Origin of the sequence: Pedobacter jamesrossensis (assembly GCF_042650905.1) — a bacterium.
Taxonomy (GTDB): Bacteria; Bacteroidota; Bacteroidia; order Sphingobacteriales; family Sphingobacteriaceae; genus Pedobacter; species Pedobacter jamesrossensis.
In genome coordinates, this window is record NZ_JBHSBY010000013.1 from 57,147 (window position 1) to 76,801 (window position 19,655).

Annotated in this window: 16 protein-coding genes; 11 read left to right on the forward strand and 5 right to left on the reverse strand. The window is 35.0% G+C overall.

What is annotated here, in order from left to right:
• Together ACFOUY_RS02085 and ACFOUY_RS02090 are read right to left on the reverse strand one after the other, a co-directional pair.
• Entirely contained in the window at positions 1 to 780 is a 780-nt protein-coding gene (locus ACFOUY_RS02085) for an ion transporter (protein WP_378958788.1), read from the reverse strand.
• A gap of 52 nt (positions 781 to 832) precedes the next feature.
• Positions 833 to 1,645: an alpha/beta hydrolase gene (locus ACFOUY_RS02090; RefSeq protein WP_378958789.1), complete on the reverse strand. Its 813-nt coding sequence runs from the start codon at positions 1,643 to 1,645 to the stop codon at positions 833 to 835.
• Between the two features lie 170 nt (positions 1,646 to 1,815).
• On the opposite strand from ACFOUY_RS02090, the gene ACFOUY_RS02095 reads away from it, so the two are divergent.
• The 10 genes from ACFOUY_RS02095 (at position 1,816) to ACFOUY_RS02140 (ending at position 13,014) form a co-directional block, all read left to right on the forward strand.
• Positions 1,816 to 2,523 (forward strand): esterase family protein, encoded by a 708-nt coding sequence (locus ACFOUY_RS02095; protein ID WP_378958790.1) that lies wholly within the window; start codon positions 1,816 to 1,818, stop codon positions 2,521 to 2,523.
• Positions 2,524 to 2,609: 86 nt separating this feature from the next.
• A complete protein-coding gene (locus ACFOUY_RS02100) occupies positions 2,610 to 3,650 on the forward strand; it encodes an ATP-grasp domain-containing protein (RefSeq protein WP_378958791.1) in 1,041 nt (346 codons plus the stop codon).
• Positions 3,651 to 3,675: 25 nt separating this feature from the next.
• Positions 3,676 to 4,776: a carboxylate-amine ligase gene (locus ACFOUY_RS02105; RefSeq protein WP_378958792.1), complete on the forward strand. Its 1,101-nt coding sequence runs from the start codon at positions 3,676 to 3,678 to the stop codon at positions 4,774 to 4,776.
• Positions 4,777 to 4,782: 6 nt separating this feature from the next.
• A complete protein-coding gene (locus ACFOUY_RS02110) occupies positions 4,783 to 5,610 on the forward strand; it encodes a type 1 glutamine amidotransferase (RefSeq protein ID WP_378958793.1) in 828 nt (275 codons plus the stop codon).
• Positions 5,611 to 5,652: 42 nt separating this feature from the next.
• A complete protein-coding gene (locus ACFOUY_RS02115) occupies positions 5,653 to 6,840 on the forward strand; it encodes a hypothetical protein (RefSeq protein WP_378958794.1) in 1,188 nt (395 codons plus the stop codon).
• Positions 6,841 to 7,034: 194 nt separating this feature from the next.
• Complete coding sequence (locus ACFOUY_RS02120; protein ID WP_378958795.1) at positions 7,035 to 7,193, forward strand: FeoB-associated Cys-rich membrane protein; 159 nt, start codon at positions 7,035 to 7,037, stop codon at positions 7,191 to 7,193.
• Between the two features lie 10 nt (positions 7,194 to 7,203).
• A complete protein-coding gene (locus tag ACFOUY_RS02125) occupies positions 7,204 to 7,791 on the forward strand; it encodes a Crp/Fnr family transcriptional regulator (protein ID WP_378958796.1) in 588 nt (195 codons plus the stop codon).
• Between the two features lie 171 nt (positions 7,792 to 7,962).
• The gene (locus ACFOUY_RS02130; RefSeq protein ID WP_378958797.1) at positions 7,963 to 8,493 is read left to right on the forward strand and encodes a YceI family protein; all 531 of its coding nucleotides are present in this window, start codon (positions 7,963 to 7,965) and stop codon (positions 8,491 to 8,493) included.
• A gap of 63 nt (positions 8,494 to 8,556) precedes the next feature.
• Complete coding sequence (locus tag ACFOUY_RS02135; protein WP_378958798.1) at positions 8,557 to 9,432, forward strand: pirin family protein; 876 nt, start codon at positions 8,557 to 8,559, stop codon at positions 9,430 to 9,432.
• 177 nt (positions 9,433 to 9,609) lie between these two features.
• Positions 9,610 to 13,014 (forward strand): glycosyltransferase, encoded by a 3,405-nt coding sequence (locus ACFOUY_RS02140; RefSeq protein WP_378958799.1) that lies wholly within the window; start codon positions 9,610 to 9,612, stop codon positions 13,012 to 13,014.
• A gap of 109 nt (positions 13,015 to 13,123) precedes the next feature.
• On the opposite strand, the gene ispF is transcribed toward ACFOUY_RS02140, so the two are convergent.
• From ispF to ACFOUY_RS02155, 3 genes are all read right to left on the reverse strand, one after another.
• A complete protein-coding gene (gene ispF / locus ACFOUY_RS02145) occupies positions 13,124 to 13,612 on the reverse strand; it encodes a 2-C-methyl-D-erythritol 2,4-cyclodiphosphate synthase (RefSeq protein WP_378958800.1) in 489 nt (162 codons plus the stop codon).
• A 56-nt stretch (positions 13,613 to 13,668) separates the two neighbouring features.
• Complete coding sequence (gene porV, locus ACFOUY_RS02150) at positions 13,669 to 14,856, reverse strand: type IX secretion system outer membrane channel protein PorV (protein ID WP_378958801.1); 1,188 nt, start codon at positions 14,854 to 14,856, stop codon at positions 13,669 to 13,671.
• Between the two features lie 178 nt (positions 14,857 to 15,034).
• A complete protein-coding gene (locus ACFOUY_RS02155; protein ID WP_378958802.1) occupies positions 15,035 to 17,617 on the reverse strand; it encodes an AsmA-like C-terminal region-containing protein in 2,583 nt (860 codons plus the stop codon).
• Positions 17,618 to 17,868: 251 nt separating this feature from the next.
• Between ACFOUY_RS02155 and ACFOUY_RS02160 the strand changes: the two genes are divergently transcribed.
• Complete coding sequence (locus tag ACFOUY_RS02160; protein WP_378958803.1) at positions 17,869 to 19,524, forward strand: SUMF1/EgtB/PvdO family nonheme iron enzyme; 1,656 nt, start codon at positions 17,869 to 17,871, stop codon at positions 19,522 to 19,524.
• Positions 19,525 to 19,655 lie beyond the last annotated feature (131 nt).

Below are 19,655 nucleotides of genomic sequence, written 5' to 3' on the forward strand. Positions count from 1 at the left end.
TTAAAATTTTAATCCACACTGGTTACAAAAGTTAGCGTTATCTGGGTTGTCGTTTTTACAATCCTCACAAACTTTATCTTCTGATTTATTTTTTGCCAATTCAACTGTAATAATACCTGTTGGGACTGCTATAATAGCATAACCCAATATCATGGCAATAGATGAGAGAAATTTACCTAATACTGTTTGGGGTACAATATCGCCAAAACCTACTGTGGTAACGGTAACAATTGCCCAATAAATACTTTGAGGTATACTTGTAAATCCATTTTCACCACCTTCTATAACGTACATAAGTGTTCCAAGCAAAACCATTATAGATATTACTGCCATAAGAAAAACACCAATTTTGTGGCCGCTTCCTCTTAATGCAAGTAATAATTTTTGAGCCTCCCGATTAAATTTTATAAGTCTTAAAATCCTAAAAACGCGTAACAACCTAAAAATACGGATGGCCAATAAATAATGAAAACCAAAATTTATTAACTCCATATATGTTGGCAATATAGATAGCAAATCAATAAAACCCCAAAAACTAAAAATATATCTGAGTGGTGTTTTAGTACTCCAAATTCTTAAAATATACTCTATCGAAAATAGAATTGTTACTGCCCATTCTATATAATAAAATGTAGTAAAGAAACGAAGATGTAATGATGGGATACTTTCGAAAATAACAAGGATTACACTTATTAAAATTACCCAAAGCAATATAATATCAAAAAGTCTTCCGCCTTTTGTATCGTGACCAAAAATTATATTATTAATTTTTTCCCTCATAAAGGAAATATAAGAAAATACTAAGCAAGATTAATAATATAAATTCTCAACACTAAGAAACCTCAAACGCCCAATTTAAAAAGGCAGGCATCACGTTTTCCCAGGTTGGAACATCGTGTTTACCTCCAACTTTTTCGAAATAGAAAACATTTTCTGGTCGCTTGTAACCTTTCTTTAGCAATGATTTTACGATATCTATGGTGTCATCAATCGAATCGATAATCATATTTTTATTACGATCGGCTTTTTCATCTTCAGTTCCCGTCATTAACCAAAATTTCATATCCGGCTTTGTAGAAGTAGAATCAATTAATGCATGCATAATTCTATCTGCATCGGTATAACCATCAGTCAAATCTTTTTTACGCCACCAAAATGCGCCAGAAAAAACACCAATTGCATCAAAAACCGATGGATTATTCCAGGCAATATCAAAAGCTGATAAGCCGCCTAAAGAAAAGCCCGCGAAGGCAACTTTGCCGGTAATTGGCATTGCAATTTTCTTTTTAACAAATGGTAAAAGTTCTTTAATGATGAAATCGTTGTATAAATTTGCTTTTGCTCCGCGGCCCTTGAAATCAGGAACGCCGCCAACCCCATACTCCATTAATCTTTCTGCAGATGCCTTTATAGCCACAACAATTAATCTATTATTTCTCTTGTTGTGATGCGCATCTTCTAAAATTTGGGTGAAATTCATTTTGGCCACATCCTGACCATCGTTTAATAAAAGAAGTTCTATTTTTTCGTTGCCTAAAATACCTTCAGGTACATACATATCTATTTCTACCTCGTGCTTTAAATAAGCAGAAGGAATTTTAAAATTGATGGTGTTAACTTTTACTGATAAAATTGTAGTGTACATATCTTCAAATCCCCTATCACTTGGCAAATCGCCAGAATATCGGTCAAAGTTACAAATCTCTATAAACTATTAATTATCATGGGTTAATTTTTACATTTTGATAATCATTTCAAGGATATGTATTCTTTTTACAGATTTTAATTTATATCTTAAAACATTCAATTTTATATATGGTTAAAGAAGAACATAAAAAGTGGTACAGCCCGAATTTAAGTGCTGAAATCGACATGCTCATCTTTGGTCACGGCGGTATCCCTATTCTGCTGTTCCCAACGAGTATGGGGCGATATTTCGAAAACAAAGACTTCAAATTGATTGATTCTGTAGAGGGTTTTATCAATGAAGGAAAAGTTAAGGTTTATTGTCCTGATGGTATTGATAAATTAAGCTGGTACAACAAAAGCATACATCCCGCAGATAGAGTTAAAAATCATATTTGGTACGATAAGTATCTTCTGGAGGAAGTAGCACCTTTAGCCAGGCATGAAACCGGACATAGTAAGATTATAACTGCTGGTTGTAGTTTTGGAGGTTATCACGCTGCCAATTTTGCTTTCCGCCACCCTTGGTTGGTAAGTCATATGTTCAGTATGAGCGGAGCCTTCGATATTACTGGCCAATTGGATGGTTTTTATAATGATGATGTTTATTTCAACAATCCGGTTGATAATTTAATGAATAACAGCAACCCGGAATTGCACTATATGAAAATTGTTTTGGGTACTACAGATAGAGATATGTGCAGGCCAGACAATGAAAATTTATCGAAAATTTTAACACAAAAAGGAATTAATCATTGGCTGGATATTAGGCAAAATGCAGACCACGACTGGCCGGTTTGGAGAGAAATGTTTCCAGATTATATTGCACAAATTTAAAAAAACAAGAATTACATCAATAACTGCTTTGGTTTTCAAACAATTAATCCGTTAAGCAGTTAAATAATTAAACTAAAATAGTACCAATGAAGAAAATAGGGATTTTATTTGGACAGGAACGCTCTTTTCCTGAAGCCGTAATTGAGAGAATCAATCAAAAAGCAGAAAAAGGCATTACTGCCGAAGCTGTTAAAATCGAAAAAATATTTCAAAACAAACCGTTGGGTTATTCGGTAATTATCGACCGCATTTCACAAGATGTGCCTTTCTATCGTGCATCGTTAAAAAATGCAGCCATTACCGGAACTGCAGTTATCAATAATCCATTTTGGTGGAGTGCTGATGAGAAATTCTTTAATAATGCTTTAGCAGAACAAATTGGCGTTCCAGTACCTAAAACTGCATTAATTCCATCAAGACAACATCCAACAGGAACCACAGGTGAGTCTTTTTCCAACCTGGCTATGCCACTAGACTGGGATGCAATTTTTGAATACACAGGCTTTCCGGCTTACATGAAACCATATGATGGCGGTGGATGGAGAGATGTTTACAAACTTCACGATAAAGAAGATTTTTTTGATAAACACAGCGGAACTGAGCAATTAGTAATGCTGTTACAAGAAGAAATTATTTTTGATGAATATTTCAGATGTTATTGCATTGGCGGCAAACATGTTCGCATTATGCAATACGACCCACGTAATCCACATCATTTACGTTATGCGGTCGATACCAAACCATCGAGCGAAAAATTATTAAAAACAGTTGAAGAATACACTTTAAAATTATGTAAGTATTTAGGTTATGACTTCAATACAGTAGAATTTGCAGTTCGCGATGGTGTGCCTATCGCAATCGATTTCTGTAACCCTGCTCCAGATGCAGACATTAAAAGTGTCGGGCAAGAAAACTTCGACTGGGTTGTAGAAACCACGGCAAATTATGCAATCGAAAGAGCGAAAGCACAAAAAGATGGTCAAGATAATTTAACTTGGGGAGAATACATTAAATCTTCGGTAGCAGGAAAGCCATTATTTGCAAAAGCGGTTGCACCGAAAGCTACAAAACCTGCCGCAGAAAAAGCAGTACCAGCAAAACCAAAGAAAACCGCAGCAAAAAAATAGGGGATTTTGATTAATGAGCATTAGGATGAATGAATTCACACTTGGTATAGAGGAAGAGTACATGGTAGTTGATCCCGTTACCAGGGAACTTACCTCGCACGACCAGAAAATTGTTGAGGCGGCACAAAAAATACACAAAGACCAGGTAAAAGCAGAAATGCACCAGGCTGTTGTAGAGGTTGGAACTGGCATTTGCAGAACAACTGAAGAAGCCCGAAAGGAAATCTCTCAGCTTCGATATACCGTATCGCAACTTGCTGGCGAGCAAGGTTTACGTATTGGCGCCGCAGGCACGCACCCATTTTCACATTGGGAAAAACAATTGATCACAGAACATCCACGCTATAATGAAATTGTAAACGAATTGCAGGAAGCTGCACGTTCAAATTTAATTTTTGGCTTGCACATCCACGTTGGCTTTCAGTCTCGCGAACTGGCCATTCACATTGCAAATCAGGTAAGGTATTTTTTACCTCACGTATTTGCTTTATCAACCAATTCTCCTTTCTGGGAAGCGAGAAACACAGGCTATAAATCTTTCAGAACTAAGATTTTTGATAAATTTCCACGCACAGGAATTCCAGATATTTTTAACAGCATTGAAGATTACGATAACTACGTAAAATTGCTTATCAAAACTAACTGCATGGATAATGCAAAGAAAATCTGGTGGGATATAAGAGTACATCCATTCTTCGATACTGTCGAATTTAGAATTTGCGATTGCCCGATGTTAATTGATGAAACAATGGCATTTACAGCTTTATTTCAGGCTTTATGTGCTAAATTATATAAACTTCGTTTGCAAAATATGGAGTTTATCAGTTACTCAAGAGCATTAATTAACGAGAATAAATGGCGTGCAGCCAGATATGGAATTGATGGAAATTTAATCGATTTCGGTAAAGAAATGGAAGTAAATTGCCGTAACCTGGTTTTGGAATTATTAGACTTTGTTGATGATGTTGTAGATGATTTAGGTTGCAGAAACGACTTAAATTACGTCCATAAAATACTTGAGCATGGTACGGGTGCCGACAGGCAGTTGGCAGTTTACGAACAAACTGGTAACTTTGAGGCGGTAGTCGATTACATTACTACTCAAACACTTATAGGCGCTAAGTAATTTACAATGGATAAAAAAGACTTAAAGGTCGCTGTTATTGACATGAATAACGGCGCACCTAATCAGGGTATGCGGGGAATTAAGGAAATTTTATCCCGTTTTAAAGTTGACAACGATATTAACCTTTCTTTCGATATTTTTGATTTAAGACAAGCTGGTGAAATACCAGATATTAGTTACGATGCATATATTTCGAGTGGAGGTCCAGGGAGTCCGATTGAAAGCAAAGGTGAAAAATGGGAGAATGATTTCTTCAATCTTTTAGATCAGATCGAATCTTTCAATACAACGAATGACGACCAAAAGAAATATGCTTTTTTAATCTGTCATTCTTTTCAACTGGCATGCCGCAAATATGAATTGGGAAACGTTACCGAAAGACGCTCAAATGCCTTTGGTATTTTTCCAATAACATTAACAGACGATGGTGAAAATGACGAAATTTTTGATGGCATAACTAATCCTTTTTTCTCTGTTGATAGTAGAGATTGGCAGGTTATAGAGCCAGATTTTGCTGCTTTTGATAAAAAAGGAGCAAAACTTTTGGCTATTGAGAAAGAAAGAAAACATATCGATTTAGAACGCTGCATGATGTCCATCCGTTTTTCTGATGAGATTATTGGCACACAGTTTCATCCGGAAGCAGATCCTATCGGTATGAAAATGTATTTGCTTCAAGAGGAGAAAAAGAAAGCCATTTCTGATTTACACGGAGAACAAAAGTATTTAGATATGCTAAATAGTTTAGATGACCCGGCAAGAATCGTACTTACTCAAAGCGTTATTCTGCCTAATTTCTTAAAAAAGGCAATCGGGAATTTAGAAGAGGCTTAAGCTTAAATTATTATTCAGTCGGCCGTTAATCATTGCCAAATTATGATACCTGCACAACGAGAAAAGTTCAATCAACAATTTACTATAGAGAAGTATAAAAGCTTTTTAGAAAAACTTCAGGAAGGTTACCCGGAAATACCTTTTCGCGTGGCTGAAACACCCGTTTTTATTCCTAAAGCTTTAAAAGATAAATTAATTGCTGCAGGGGAAGAAATTATAAGTCTGATTAAACAATCGAATTTTAAAGAGCTAACAAAAAATTCTATTCCCAAAGACTGGAATGTTCCGAATGAAAATGCGCAACCACATTTTTTAACCTTCGATTTCGGGATATGCAAAAACGAACAAGGTGAATTATCGCCCATGTTAATTGAAATGCAGGGATTTCCTTCACTCTATGGCTTTCAATGTCATTTAGCAAATACTTTCAGACAGGTTTTTGAGATTGATAATTCACTTAATCACTTCTTAAATGGTTTTAATGAAGAAGAATACATTCAACTTTTCAAAGAAGTAATTATTGGGAAACATCAACCACACGAAGTTGCCTTAATGGATGTTGATGCACTGAACCAAAAAACAGCAATCGATTTTTTTGTAACCAAAAAGATGTTGGGCATCAAAATTTTAGCCCTGGAGGATATTAAAAAAGTTGGCAATCAATTATTTTATGAAGAAAACGGAAAGCAAATTCAACTAAAAAGAATTTATAACCGATTAATATTCGACGAAGTTGCAGAAAACATAGAAATTTTTAAAAATAGCTTCGACCCCAGAGAGGAACTGGATATAGAATGGGTTACGCATCCAAACTGGTTTTACAGAATCAGTAAATATACCATGCCGTTTTTAAACAGTGAATTTGTTCCAGAAACTCGTTTCCTTAATCAGGTAGAAAGCATACCAACAGACTTAGAAAATTATGTATTAAAACCCTTGTTTTCCTTTGCCGGAATGGGCGTAATTATAGATGTTACAGAGGCTGACATCACCAACATTCTCGATCCGGAAAACTGGATTTTACAAAGAAAAGTTACTTATGAGCCTGTTGTTAAAGCACCTGATGGTGGTGTAAAAGTAGAAATTAGAATGATGTATTTATGGCCTGATGGAGGGGAGCCGAAACTTTGCATCAATTTAGCAAGATTAAGTAGAGGTAAAATGATTGGCGTACGCTACAACGCAGATTTTGATTGGGTTGGTGGAACTGTGGGCTTTATGGATGAATAATATCTATTCTATTAACCACAAAGAGAATAAATAAAAAAGCACGGAGATACTTAGAGAATAATTTTCAGTGTATTGCCTCATATGCATTAGAAAATATTATATTCTACTCGGTTTTACTGTGGTAAAAAATCTGGCAATTCAACAATTTACATTATGCTGAATTCAAAACCGCAAAATCAGCTTATATTTGCTTTATGAATACTCAAACGATTTTAGTCTTTTTACTTTTTGCGGTTGCATTGGTATATGTTGGTCGGTTGGTTTTAAAATCTTTTCAGGTTAAGAAAGATGGTTGTGGAGGGAATTGTAAATGCGGTGTAGATTTTTCTGATATTAAACCTGCTAAAAAATAATCTCTCCATTATGATTAATCAGTTTAAAAACTATCTCAAAGAAAAAATAGAAATAACTGATGAACAATTTGACAGTATTTTCTCTGTATTAAAAGTTAAAAAATTTGATAAGAACGAGATTATACAATATACAGGAGATCTTACTAAACATGGTTTTTTTGTTTGCAAAGGGTTATTGCGTGCTTACTCCATCGATTCAAAGGGGAAAGAACACATTCTTCAATTTGCACCAGAAAACTGGCTAATTTCCGACAGAAACAATATGAATAATGAACCATCAATATTTTTTATTGATGCGATTGAAGCTACAGATGTTGTTGTATTACCAAACGATTTTATGGAACAAGCAGCGATAAAAATTCCTTGCTTACAGCCAATGCAAACGCGTTTATTAAACAATTCTATCAGATTTATGCAAAAAAGGATTAATATGCTTTTAAGTGCAACAGCTGAAGAACGTTATCTCGATTTTATAAAACTCTATCCCAATCTTACTTTACGCGTTCCACAATGGATGATTGCTTCTTACTTAGGCATTACACCAGAATCGCTAAGTAGAGTAAGAAAGGAATTAGCAAATAAACACTTCAGGCCTTAATAATTTTGAATAAGTGAATTTTGAATGATACTATGTTTTTAAAAACGTTAACGTTCCCTAATTCAATCACTTAAAAAATTAACCCTAATTTATTACCATACATCAATTCTCATCCAAACTTCTTGCTGTACTTTTGTTATGTAAATATTAAACATATCAAAAACAAAACATATGGCAACTACTAAATGGACATTAGATCCAACCCACAGCGAATTACAATTTAAAGTAAAACACTTAATGATTACTACTGTAACTGGTAGTTTAAAATCATTCTCTGCAGAATTAACTTCTGAGGGCGATGAGTTTGAAAATTCAGAAATTTCTTTTAAAGGTGATATCGATTCATTAGATACAGGAAATACAGATCGCGATAATCACTTAAAAAGCGGTGATTTCTTCGACGCTGAAAAATTTGCGCACATAGAATTTAAATCTTCTTCAGTAGAAAAAGATGGCAGCGATTATACTGTAAAAGGAGATTTAACTATTAAAGGCGAAACTAAACCAGTAAAATTAACTGCAGAATTTGGTGGTATTGCGACTGATCCTTGGGGAAATACAAAAGCTGGTTTCACTTTAAGCGGAAAAATTAATCGTTCTGATTTTGGTTTAACCTGGAATGCAGCATTAGAAACTGGTGGTGTGATGGTAAGCGAAGAAGTACGTTTATTGGGAGAACTACAGTTTGTAAAACAAGCTTAATCCCAATAACATTAAACAGCCTGCTTTTAGCAGGCTGTAAAAAAATTTTCCATGGAGGTAATAATGGAAACGAAAACAAAAGAAGTAGCAAATATATTAAAAGCACCTGCTCCGAACATGGTGGGAGATGGCTTTAGAGTCCATAATTTTTTTCCCAGTGGCTATGAAATAGATATGAATCCATTTTTCCTGATGGATTATGGTTCAAAAATCGAATTTTCTGCCAGGAAAGAACCACGAGGTGTTGGTGTTCACCCACATCGTGGATTTGAAACCGTAACCATTGCTTATCATGGGGCTGTTGCACATCATGACAGTTCAGGAAATAGCGGCATCATCTATCCCGGCGATATACAATGGATGACCGCTGCAAGTGGCATACTACACAAAGAATACCACGAACAGGCTTATAGCTTAGCTGGTGGCCCATTTCAAATGGTACAACTTTGGGTTAATTTACCAGCTAAAGATAAAATGAGTAAGCCAAAATATCAAGCTATTAAACAAGCTGATCTGGCGACCTTTACATTACAAGATGAGGGCGGTAAAATAGAAATTATTGCAGGTAATTATCAAGGAATTAAAGGCAATGCCAACACGTTTACCCCAATCGAATTATATAATGCAAGATTAAATAAAGGCGGAAAAGCCAATTTCAATTTCGCCGCCAATTTTAACACCGGGTTTATGGTTATTGAAGGCTCGATTAAAGTAAATGGTGAGGATACTGCAGAAGTTAACAATTTTATCCATTTTAAAAATGATGGAGAAGAAATCAGCATCGAAGCGTTGGAAAACAGTATCGTTCTTATATTAAGTGGCGAACCAATTGATGAACCCATCTTTCAATATGGGCCATTTTTAATGAACACCGAATCAGAAATAGAAATCGCCATATCAGATTATAACCACGGTAAGTTTGGCTATTTAGAAGAATAAAACAGGTTTACAATTTATATTTTGAGCCAGCATTTTTTATAAAGATTTGCTGGCTTTTTTGTATTTTGTAGTTTATTAAACGCAATCCGATTTCATCTATAAACGATACACGCACCGACTTTCATAAAATCTTCATACTCCTTACTCATATTTGTTATATAAATCAGAGCAGAAAAAATGTCCGGAAAACAAATATTTCAAACTGAGAATAAACGACGTTGGAATACCTTTACATGGGTAAGTCGCTCTTTCTTCTTAGTTTTTATAGGTGCCATAATTTGCGTTGCCTTTACGCTATCGTCTGTACAATACCCTAGTTTGCCATTTATTAATACAAACGGGCCTTTAACAGAAAAACAATTAGAAAAATTAAAAAAATCTCAGCAGTATAAAGATTTTACTATTGAAAAATCGAAGCTCCAAAAGATTAAAAAAGACAGGGAACTTAGAATTCAAACACGCCATGGTGATAAGAAACGCATAAACATGGCATTCTATGTAAGTTGGGCAGGAACAGTTGGTAAATCTTTGCCCGATTTAAAAAGAAATATTGGCCATTTAGACATGGTTGCTACCGAATCATTCTTTTTAAATGGAGATTCGATTGTAGATAAAGCGGATACTGCTGCTTTAAGAGTTATTCACGAAGGAAAAAAATCTGCAATTGCAGTCGTTTCCAATTTCAATACAGATCATTGGGATGGCGAAGCGGTTAAGCGGCTTCTCAATGATATGCCCGCACAGCAAAAATTAATCTATAATTTAATAAAAATCACAAAAAAATACGGATACAAAGGTATAAATATCGATTTTGAAGAGTTAAACTTAGAAAATAGAGATGCATTTAATGCTTTTATGAAAAACCTTTATGGCCAGTTTCATGCAGAGAAATTAATTGTATCGCAAGATATCTCTCCAGAAAATGATGATTATAGCCCAGAAATTCTGCAGCATTATAACGATTACATTGTTTTAATGGCATATGATCAACATACAGAAGGCAGTAACGCGGGCGATATTTCGCATCAAGAATGGGTTGAAGAAAAATTGGATGACATTTGTGCAAAAATGGATGCGAGCAAAGTTATTCTTGCCTTAGCTTGCTATGGTTATGATTGGCCAGATAAAAGTGTAGGTACACCTGTTACCTATGAAATGGCAATAACAACTGCCATGAATTATAAAAGTAAAGTTAATTACGACCCAGCTTCTGGAAACTTAAATTTTAGCTATAAAGATGGCAGTGGCATAAACCACAAAGTTTACTTTACCGATGCGGCTACTAATTTTAATTTAATTCGTAAAGCTGATGATTGGGATATTGGTGGTATTGCATTGTGGCGTTTGGGTTCAGAAGATAAACGTTTATGGCAATTTATCTCCAACGATTTAAGTTTAGATTCTCTAAAGAAAAAACCTGTCGATTTACGCAAAATATCTACACTAACCATGAGTGGTATTGCTTACATAGGTGATGGTGAAGTTCTTGATTTAATTTCTACACCAAATCCAGGTACTGTTAAAATTACTTTAGATAAAGATGATTTCACAATTTTAAATCAAGAGTATACTCGTTTACCTACATCTTATGTAATTAAGAGATTCGGAGAAGCAGATAAAAAAATAGCTTTAACTTTTGATGATGGTCCAGATCCCATTTATACACCCCAGGTTTTAAGCATTCTTAAAAAGGAAAATGTACCAGGATGTTTCTTTGTTGTAGGCATTATGGCCGAGAAAAACATGGAATTATTAAGACAGGAATATGATGAAGGATATGAAATTGGCAACCACACTTTTTTTCACCCAGACATGTCTACAGTTGGACCTCGTCGCGTTAAATTTGAATTAAACTCTACCCGAAGATTAATAGAAGCAGTAACGGGACACAGCACGATATTATTCCGTGCGCCATTTAATGCAGATGCTGAACCAGAAAACACTTCAGAAATTTTACCAGTAGCACAAAGCCGTAAAGAGAATTATATAAATATTGGCGAATCAATTGATCCGGAAGACTGGGAGCCAGGCAAAACAGCCGATCAGATTTTCGAGGCCGTTGTAAAACAACAGGATAATGGAAATATTCTCTTACTGCACGATGCTGGTGGTAATCGAGAAGCTACAGTTGAAGCCTTACCTAGGATTATCAAATATTTTAAACAAAAAGGCTACACATTTACAACTGTTGGTGATTTAATAGGCAAAAAAAGATCAGAATTAATGCCAGCAGTGAAATCTAGTGCGAATAGCGGTTTTCTAGGTTCGGGAGATTATTTTTTCATTAACTTTTTCTATTACGGAAACATGATTTTGAATATAATTTTTAGTGTTGCAATCGTATTAGCAATCTTAAGAACAATTTTTATCGCCTATTTAGCCATCAGGCAGCGAAAAAGAGCGAAAAAAAATGCTTACAAGCTAGTCGAAAATCCATCAGAAAAAGTTAGTATAATAATTCCTGCCTATAATGAGGAAATAACTGCTGTACACACTATAAATAGCCTGTTAAAAACCACCTACCCTAATTTCGAATTGATTTTCGTGGATGATGGTTCGAAAGACAAAACCTTTGAGATTATTAACGAGGCGTTCTCAAATCATTCTCAGGTTAAGGTTTTCAGAAAAGAAAATGGAGGTAAGGCATCGGCTTTAAACTATGGAATAACCAAAGCAAGTGCCGATTTTATAATTTGCATTGATGCTGATACGCAGTTGAAAACAGATGCTGTTACCGAACTAATGCGTTATTTCTACAACCCAAATATTGCTGCCGTAGCCGGAACAGTTAAAGTTGGTAACACAAACAACATTATTACCAAATGGCAGTCGATAGAGTATATTACGGCTCAAAACATGGATAGACGAGCGTTCGATTTGCTAAATACCATTACAGTTGTGCCAGGTGCAATTGGTGCATTTAGAAAAAGTGTTGTTTTAGAAGTTGGTGCTTTCACCATAGATACGCTTGCCGAAGATTGTGATTTAACCATGCGTATTTTAAAGGCTGGCTACAAAGTTAAAAACTGTGATTCTGCCATAGCATATACCGAAGCACCGGAAACAGTTAGCATGTTATTAAAACAGCGTTTTCGCTGGAGTTTTGGTGTCATGCAAAGTTTCTGGAAGAACCGTAAAACGTTGCTTAATAAAAAATATGGATACTTTGGTATGGTTGGAATGCCAAATATTTTAATTTATCAAATCATTCTTCCATTGTTTTCTCCACTAGCAGATTTGTTTATGCTAATATCTTTAATTAGCGGATTATTTTCTTTAAGCGCAATTAATAACTTAACGCTTACCGGGTTTTCAGGGATTTTGAGCCTTCATAATGGCTTCGGACAAGTGCTCTTCTATTACATCATATTTGTTGTTGTTGATATGATTTTTGCGGCAATTGCCTTCAAAATGGAAAATGAAAAATATAAAAACCTGCTATATATATTTCCACAAAGATTTTTTTGGAGGCAATTAATGTACCTAGTTTTATTCCGCTCATTCCGCAAGGCCATTAAAGGAGAGTTAGAAACTTGGGGAACATTAAAAAGGACTGGAAACGTTAAGGAAGCAACAAGCTAAATTTTGAACGTTAGAAATGCAAAAGCCAGGCTACCGTTTAATAGTCTGGCTTTTTGCTACAATCTTTTCAATCAAACGTATTCAACTTTAATCGGCAACGATTCTATAACTATTTTAATTCTTGCCTTTCAATTAAACAAACAGCATAAGCAACTACGCCTTCTTCTCTTCCAATAAAACCCATTGTTTCATTTGTTGTTGCCTTTATAGAAATATCTTCGGTAGAAATTCCAATTGCACTTGCAATGTGCTCTTGCATAGCGGGAATATGAGGATTAATTTTAGGCGCTTCAAGGCAAAGCATCGCATCTATATTACCAACTTGCCAATTTTTTTCTGCTAAAAGCTTAACGGTTTCTTTAAGTAAAACTAAACTGCTAATGCCTTTCCATCTATCATCTGTATTTTTAAAATGAAAACCTATATCGCGTAAGTTTGCTGCGCCTAATAATGCATCGCAAATCGCGTGTAATAAAACATCTGCATCAGAATGCCCAAATGCACCTTTGTGATGATCTAATGTTACACCGCCAACTACAAAGGGATGCTGATCTTTTAACTGATGGACATCAAATCCAAAACCTACCCTAATTTTCATAAAAAATGTTATTTGAAATTATAGGCACGAAATTGCCAAAATAATTTGAATTGATTTTATCTAAATGACTTTTTATCCCCGAAGTTAAATAAAAGACTGAATCGCAAGGTATTTGCTAAGGGGCTTGATTGCGCATTCGCTATTAGGTAGGCAAAATCGATATTAAAAACATTATACTTTAAGCCTGCACCCAAAGTAAAATATCTGCTATCGCCTTTCTGTGGACTTTGGTAATTATACCCTCCGCGAACAGCAAACTGTTGGTTGTACCAGTATTCAAATCCAGTTGAAATACCAACTTCTTTTAACTCTTCACTAAAACCACCTGGCGCATCACTAAACGAACCGAATATACCTGCCGGAACGGAACGATTTGGATCTTTACCACTTATTATATTGTTATTAGAATCGTAAATTGGCTGGGTTGGAACCAGTAGCTTATTTAAATCTAATGCAAAAGTAAAAGTACTAAAATCATCTATGATTATTGTTGAAGCACCGCCAAGCTTAAAGTTAGTTGGAAGAAAATAACCTTGTCCTCCATCTGAATAACTCATTTTTGTTCCAATATTCGAAATATTAGCTCCCGCTGATAAAATGGCATTTTTACCAAACATTGTAGTTGAGGTTTTGTATAAACCAGCAATATCAATACTAACAGCATTGCCACCTCTCACTTGTCCGCTTGAAGAAAATTGACCAGAAGCCAGATTAGAATAAATATATCTTAAAGAGCTTCCTAAAGAAAATTCTTTACCAAAAGAACGTGCAAAAGTTACATCGAATGCCAGTTCGTTTGGGTTCGATATTCCCAAATCCTGTTGATTAATATCAGTTAATTGAATTTGCCCAAGAGAAAAATACCTTAACGACGCTCCAATTGTGTTTCTATCGTCCAGTTTATAAAAACCACCCAAATAGGCAAGATTAATATCAGGAACAAGGCTTTTTAACCATGGGCTATACGAAACAGAAAAGCCATAAGGCTTATCTAAAAAAGCAAATTTAGCAGGGTTTATACTGGCAGAATTTACATCACCAGCAACAGCTACACCCGCATCGCCCATAGCTCCCGCTCTGGCATCAGGCGTAATTAATAAAAATGGAACCGCAGTTACAATATTGTTAGATTCGCTACCGTTAGTTTGTGTACCTCCTATTGTAACCTGGGCATTTGCTTTACCAAATACTAAGGCTACAGAGATTGCAGAAAAAGCAAGTTTACTGATGTACTTGAAATTCATCCTTAGGGGTGCGTAATTTAAGATTTTTGGTAAGTTAATACTTTTACAGAATATTTTTACAAAACGTAAAATCAATAATTATATTTTACAGTAAATTTACGCTTTTTGCAATTATTACTAACTAAAACTACGATTTTTCTTCTAAACCGTTATTGCCCAAATCAGACTGAAACTATGATTAATTCTTTTTCTTGAATAAGTTATTCAATTTATCAGCAATTGCATCTTTAACTTTTTCTGTTGCTTTAGCCTTAGCAGTATCAATTTTTTCCTGAGCTTTGGTTTGAAGCTCTGCTTTCTTTTCTGCAATTACATTATTAACAACGTCTTTCGCAGCTGCTTTAGTATCACCTGCACCATATTTTAAATTAATTGTTGGTTTTAAAAATGTACCACCTAATACAGCATTTACTTTTACTGTTTCACTCATAGAAACATTAGTACCTGCTTTACTATTTAACTTTGCAATCATAGCATTTGCAGCTTCATTCGCTTTAGCCCCAAGCATCGCCCTTGGCAAATTTAATGCAAGGTTATAGTCCATAGTTTGGTCTAATCCGTTTGAGCCCTGAACATTCATTACTATTCCGTCTTTTTTAATATCAAAAGGCGATACATTTAAACGTCCGTCTTTTATTTTAAACTTTGTGATTAAATTATTAAGCTCCAATTTTTTAAATTTATCAGAACTTAATGCTGAGGCTAACTTATTTAGGGGTTCAAAACCATCAAGTACAGCCTGAATGATATTTGTTAAGCCTTCAGCATTAATGCTTGAATAAACAGGCATCATATGTTCATCTAAATTTGAATCGAATTTTAGATTAGTTGAGAATGTTCCTTTAGTGTATTTGGCAACAGGGGCAAGCAGTTTAATCGTATTAAATGCTGCAAATGCTTTTTGAATATCCATTTTCTCAACTCCGAAATCCACATCAACTTTTGGTTTCTTTGGATCAACTGTTGCATAAGAACCGTTCATTTTCACTGTTCCATCAAGCATATTCATAGCCATCTCTTTAAAAGTAATGGTTTTATTTTTAACCAATAAAGTCCCACGAGCATTTGTAATATCGTAAGTATCGTATAAAACACGGCCTGCTTTGGCTCCAACATTGAAATCAATATTCCCAGGAACTTCGAAAATTGTTAATTTCGAATCTGTTTTTTTAGTTGGCTCTTCTGCTGTCGATTTTGGTCCTAATAATTCATTTACATCAATCAAGTTTGATGACATATTAAAATTACCCTGCAAAGCCTGATTTTTTTTAAAGAAATAGCTTAAGTAATTATTTACAGAACCATTAGCTGCAAAATCACTTTTACCTACTTTTGCGGTCAAATTGCTTAAGGTTATGTTTTTGGGACTGAAAACCATCTTAGCTGTTGGCACACTTACAGGCATAGGAACGTTTTTACCAGCGTAATTAAAGTTGGTTGCAACTACTTGCCCTGAGGCCTTAAATGCTTCATATTGTCCTTTATCTATCGATGATTTCTTGCCTGCCGCCCGAACATCTGCATCTAGAATTCCGCTTAAAGTCATATCTTTCATTGGGAATATAGCCGTTAGCTGTTTCAAATCAAGCTTTCCTTTCAACGCCATATCTACAAATGGATCTGTTGTTGGGTTTTTCAATAGCAATCGGCCATCAACAGGCACTTGGCCAAACTCTAAATGAAATGCAGGAACATTTACAACAGTGTGATCCATAATTCCATCAGGATTATTGATTTGTGATTTAACCTGAATATTGTTTATCGCAGAGGGCAAAGAAGGATACTTAATTTTACCATTTTCTATTGATAAATTTAAATTAAAAGCTGGTAATGATTTATCATTATATGTACCCTTCGCAATTCCATTCATTGCAAACTTACCAGTTGCCTCCATATCTTTAAAATTGGAGGCATAAATTGCAGGGATTAGTGATAAAAAGTTTTTAAGCTCAGATTGCTTTGCATCAAACTTAAAATCCATAACAATATCTTTATCATTAGGCATGGCTAGATAACCTACTGCAGATAAGATTAATTCATTAAGTTTAATTTTATTTTCTGCAAATGTGAATTTCATATTCTTCATATCAATGTCGATAGGAAGGTCTGCATCTAACTTAACTTGATTTAAATATGGTATACCCCCATACTTAACTGTTAGTTTTTCTATATCAGATTGAGTTTGAAGCGTAAATAAATCTTGTGTAAAATCACCCTTACCCGTGTGATTCAGGTTTTCCAAATTCATGAAAAAGCCCAGAGCAGCATCATCATAAACTATTTTACCTTTTTCAATTGAATATTTCTGCAAAGCAACCTTAAATGCTGTTTTAGCAGTATCGCCGGGAGTAGAAGCCGAATCTGATTTCATAATATCCCAATTGGCTTTACCGCTTTTTAATACTTTAGCCAAAATATTAGGCTCGCTTAAATTTACCGAGTTAATCTGATAAGTTTCTCCTTTAATAACACTAAATAAATTAACATTTAATTGCAATTGTTTAACATCTGCCAATGTATCTTTAGCAAAACTATCAATCCCAACTATGGTCAAATTGTTGATTTTTATTCCCAAATTGGGGAAAGAGCTAATTAAACTTAAATCTAGATCTTTAAAATCTACCTTAGCATTTACACTTTTATTTATAGATGATTTTATTTTAGCGTCAATTTCTTTTTTGAAAAACATTGGCAAAATTGCTGCTGCTGCAAACAGAACTACAAATAGGGCCAGAACTACAATAGAAGTTTTCTTAAGCATGGTATAATCTTTAAAGATGAAATTGTTTGGAATATTATAAATAGACAATAAACACTCCAAAATTATACTTAAAATTCATTCTAATATAGGCTTTTAAACTATTTTAACATCTACACAATACATTAAACAATAATACGTTTTGCTTAAAAAAACATATCCAAAACATTTATTAACACAAATCTTACTAAATCATATAAATTTCCGTAAATTTATCGGTTGAACAAGCCCTCATTCATGTTATAAAGCAACATATGAAAAAACTATTACTATATTCTTTTACTTGTATTGCCCTTTCTACTGCTCTGTCTTCTTGTGGAAGTAAAAAGGGTAATGCTTCAAGTAAAACGGGAATACCTTACGCCGATAAGAATAATAAAACTTATAGCAGTTTCTCTGTAGCTAGCAAATATAAACGTGCACCTGGCCCAGGGTTAATTCCCATCGAAGGTGGTGTATTAGTTGTTGGTGGTAGCGCAATTGAGGTTGCCGGTGTAGAACCTAATATTTACAATTATAAAAGACAGGTTACCGTTCCATCATTTTACATGGATGAAACGGAAGTTTCGAATACAGACTGGCTAGAATATTTACATTGGATTAGAACCAGTTATCCTGAAGACCGTGAATATTATTATAATGAATTACCAGACACTTTAGTTTGGCGTCGTGCATTATCTTACAATGAACCGTACGTTGATAACTACTTAAGACATCCGGCGTACAGAGATTACCCTGTTGTAGGTGTAAGCTGGGAACAAGCTTCTCGTTTTTGCGAATGGAGAACTTCTCAAGCTAATGAATATATCCTTCGTCAGAAAGGTATTTTAACAGATTACAAAACTTTAGCGCAAGGAAATAATCCTGCTAAAGGAAACACAACTACAGCGGCTACAAGCGCAAGACCAGATATGCCTTTCAATACTGATGCTTATTTAAACGGCCAGTACGATGACAAAGGAAAAAATGCCCCTAAAGATTACAATGCAAAAGCTGGCGCATCTATTGGCGCTGCAGGCGGAAAAGGTGGAAATGCAACTCCAACAAGAAATGCAACTTTAGAGGATGGTGTAATTATGCAGCCTTATCGTTTACCAACCGAAGCTGAGTGGGAATATGCTGCCTTGGGTTTGATTGGTAATACAGAATATGAAAATATTAACCAAAATAAAATTTACCCTTGGAATGGCTTGGGTGTAAGTTCTGCAAGTAAAAAAACAAGAGGTTTAGTACAGGCCAACTTTAAAAGAGCTCCTGGTGATTATATGGGTGTTGGTGGCTCATTAAATGATAAAGCAGATTTAACTGCTCCCGTACTTTCATACAATCCAAACGATTTCGGATTATATAATATGGCGGGCAATGTTAACGAGTGGGTAAATGATGTATATCGTACTGGAACATTTACAGATGCAGAAGCTTTCAATCCTTACCGTGGTAACCAATTTCAGGATAAACAATTAGCTGATGCAGCCAATGGAAAAATCGCTTTAGATAAATATGGTAAACCGATTAAAGGAAATGCATATTCTGGTAAAAAATTAACCTGGGCAGAAAAACAGGCGCTTGCTAAAAGGGCAGATTCCATTGCCAAGTCTCCAGACCCAGCGACATCTGTAACTTCTTATCAGGCCGATGAAAGAGGTTATCGCGACAGACAAAATAAGTTATTAAACGAAGAAGGTGTTTCTTTGGTTAACGATAAATCAAGAGTTTACAAGGGCGGTTCATGGAATGACATGGCATACTGGTTAAACCCTGCAACTCGTCGTTTCTTACAACAGGATGATGCTTCTGCCGAAGTTGGTTTCCGCTGTGCAATGACAATGTTAGGTGCTCCTGAAATAAGTACTGCCGGGAAAAGAAATTTTAAGCAGGCAAAACCAAAACCATTTAATCCTAAAAGATAACTAACAAAAAGAGGCCCAATGAAAATCGAGGGCACTGAAAAAGTGGACTTAAAATAGTCTGTTTTTGCAAAGCGGATGAATGAGTGCTGAACTCTTCATCCGCTTTCTTTTTTTTACGTTATTTGATATTT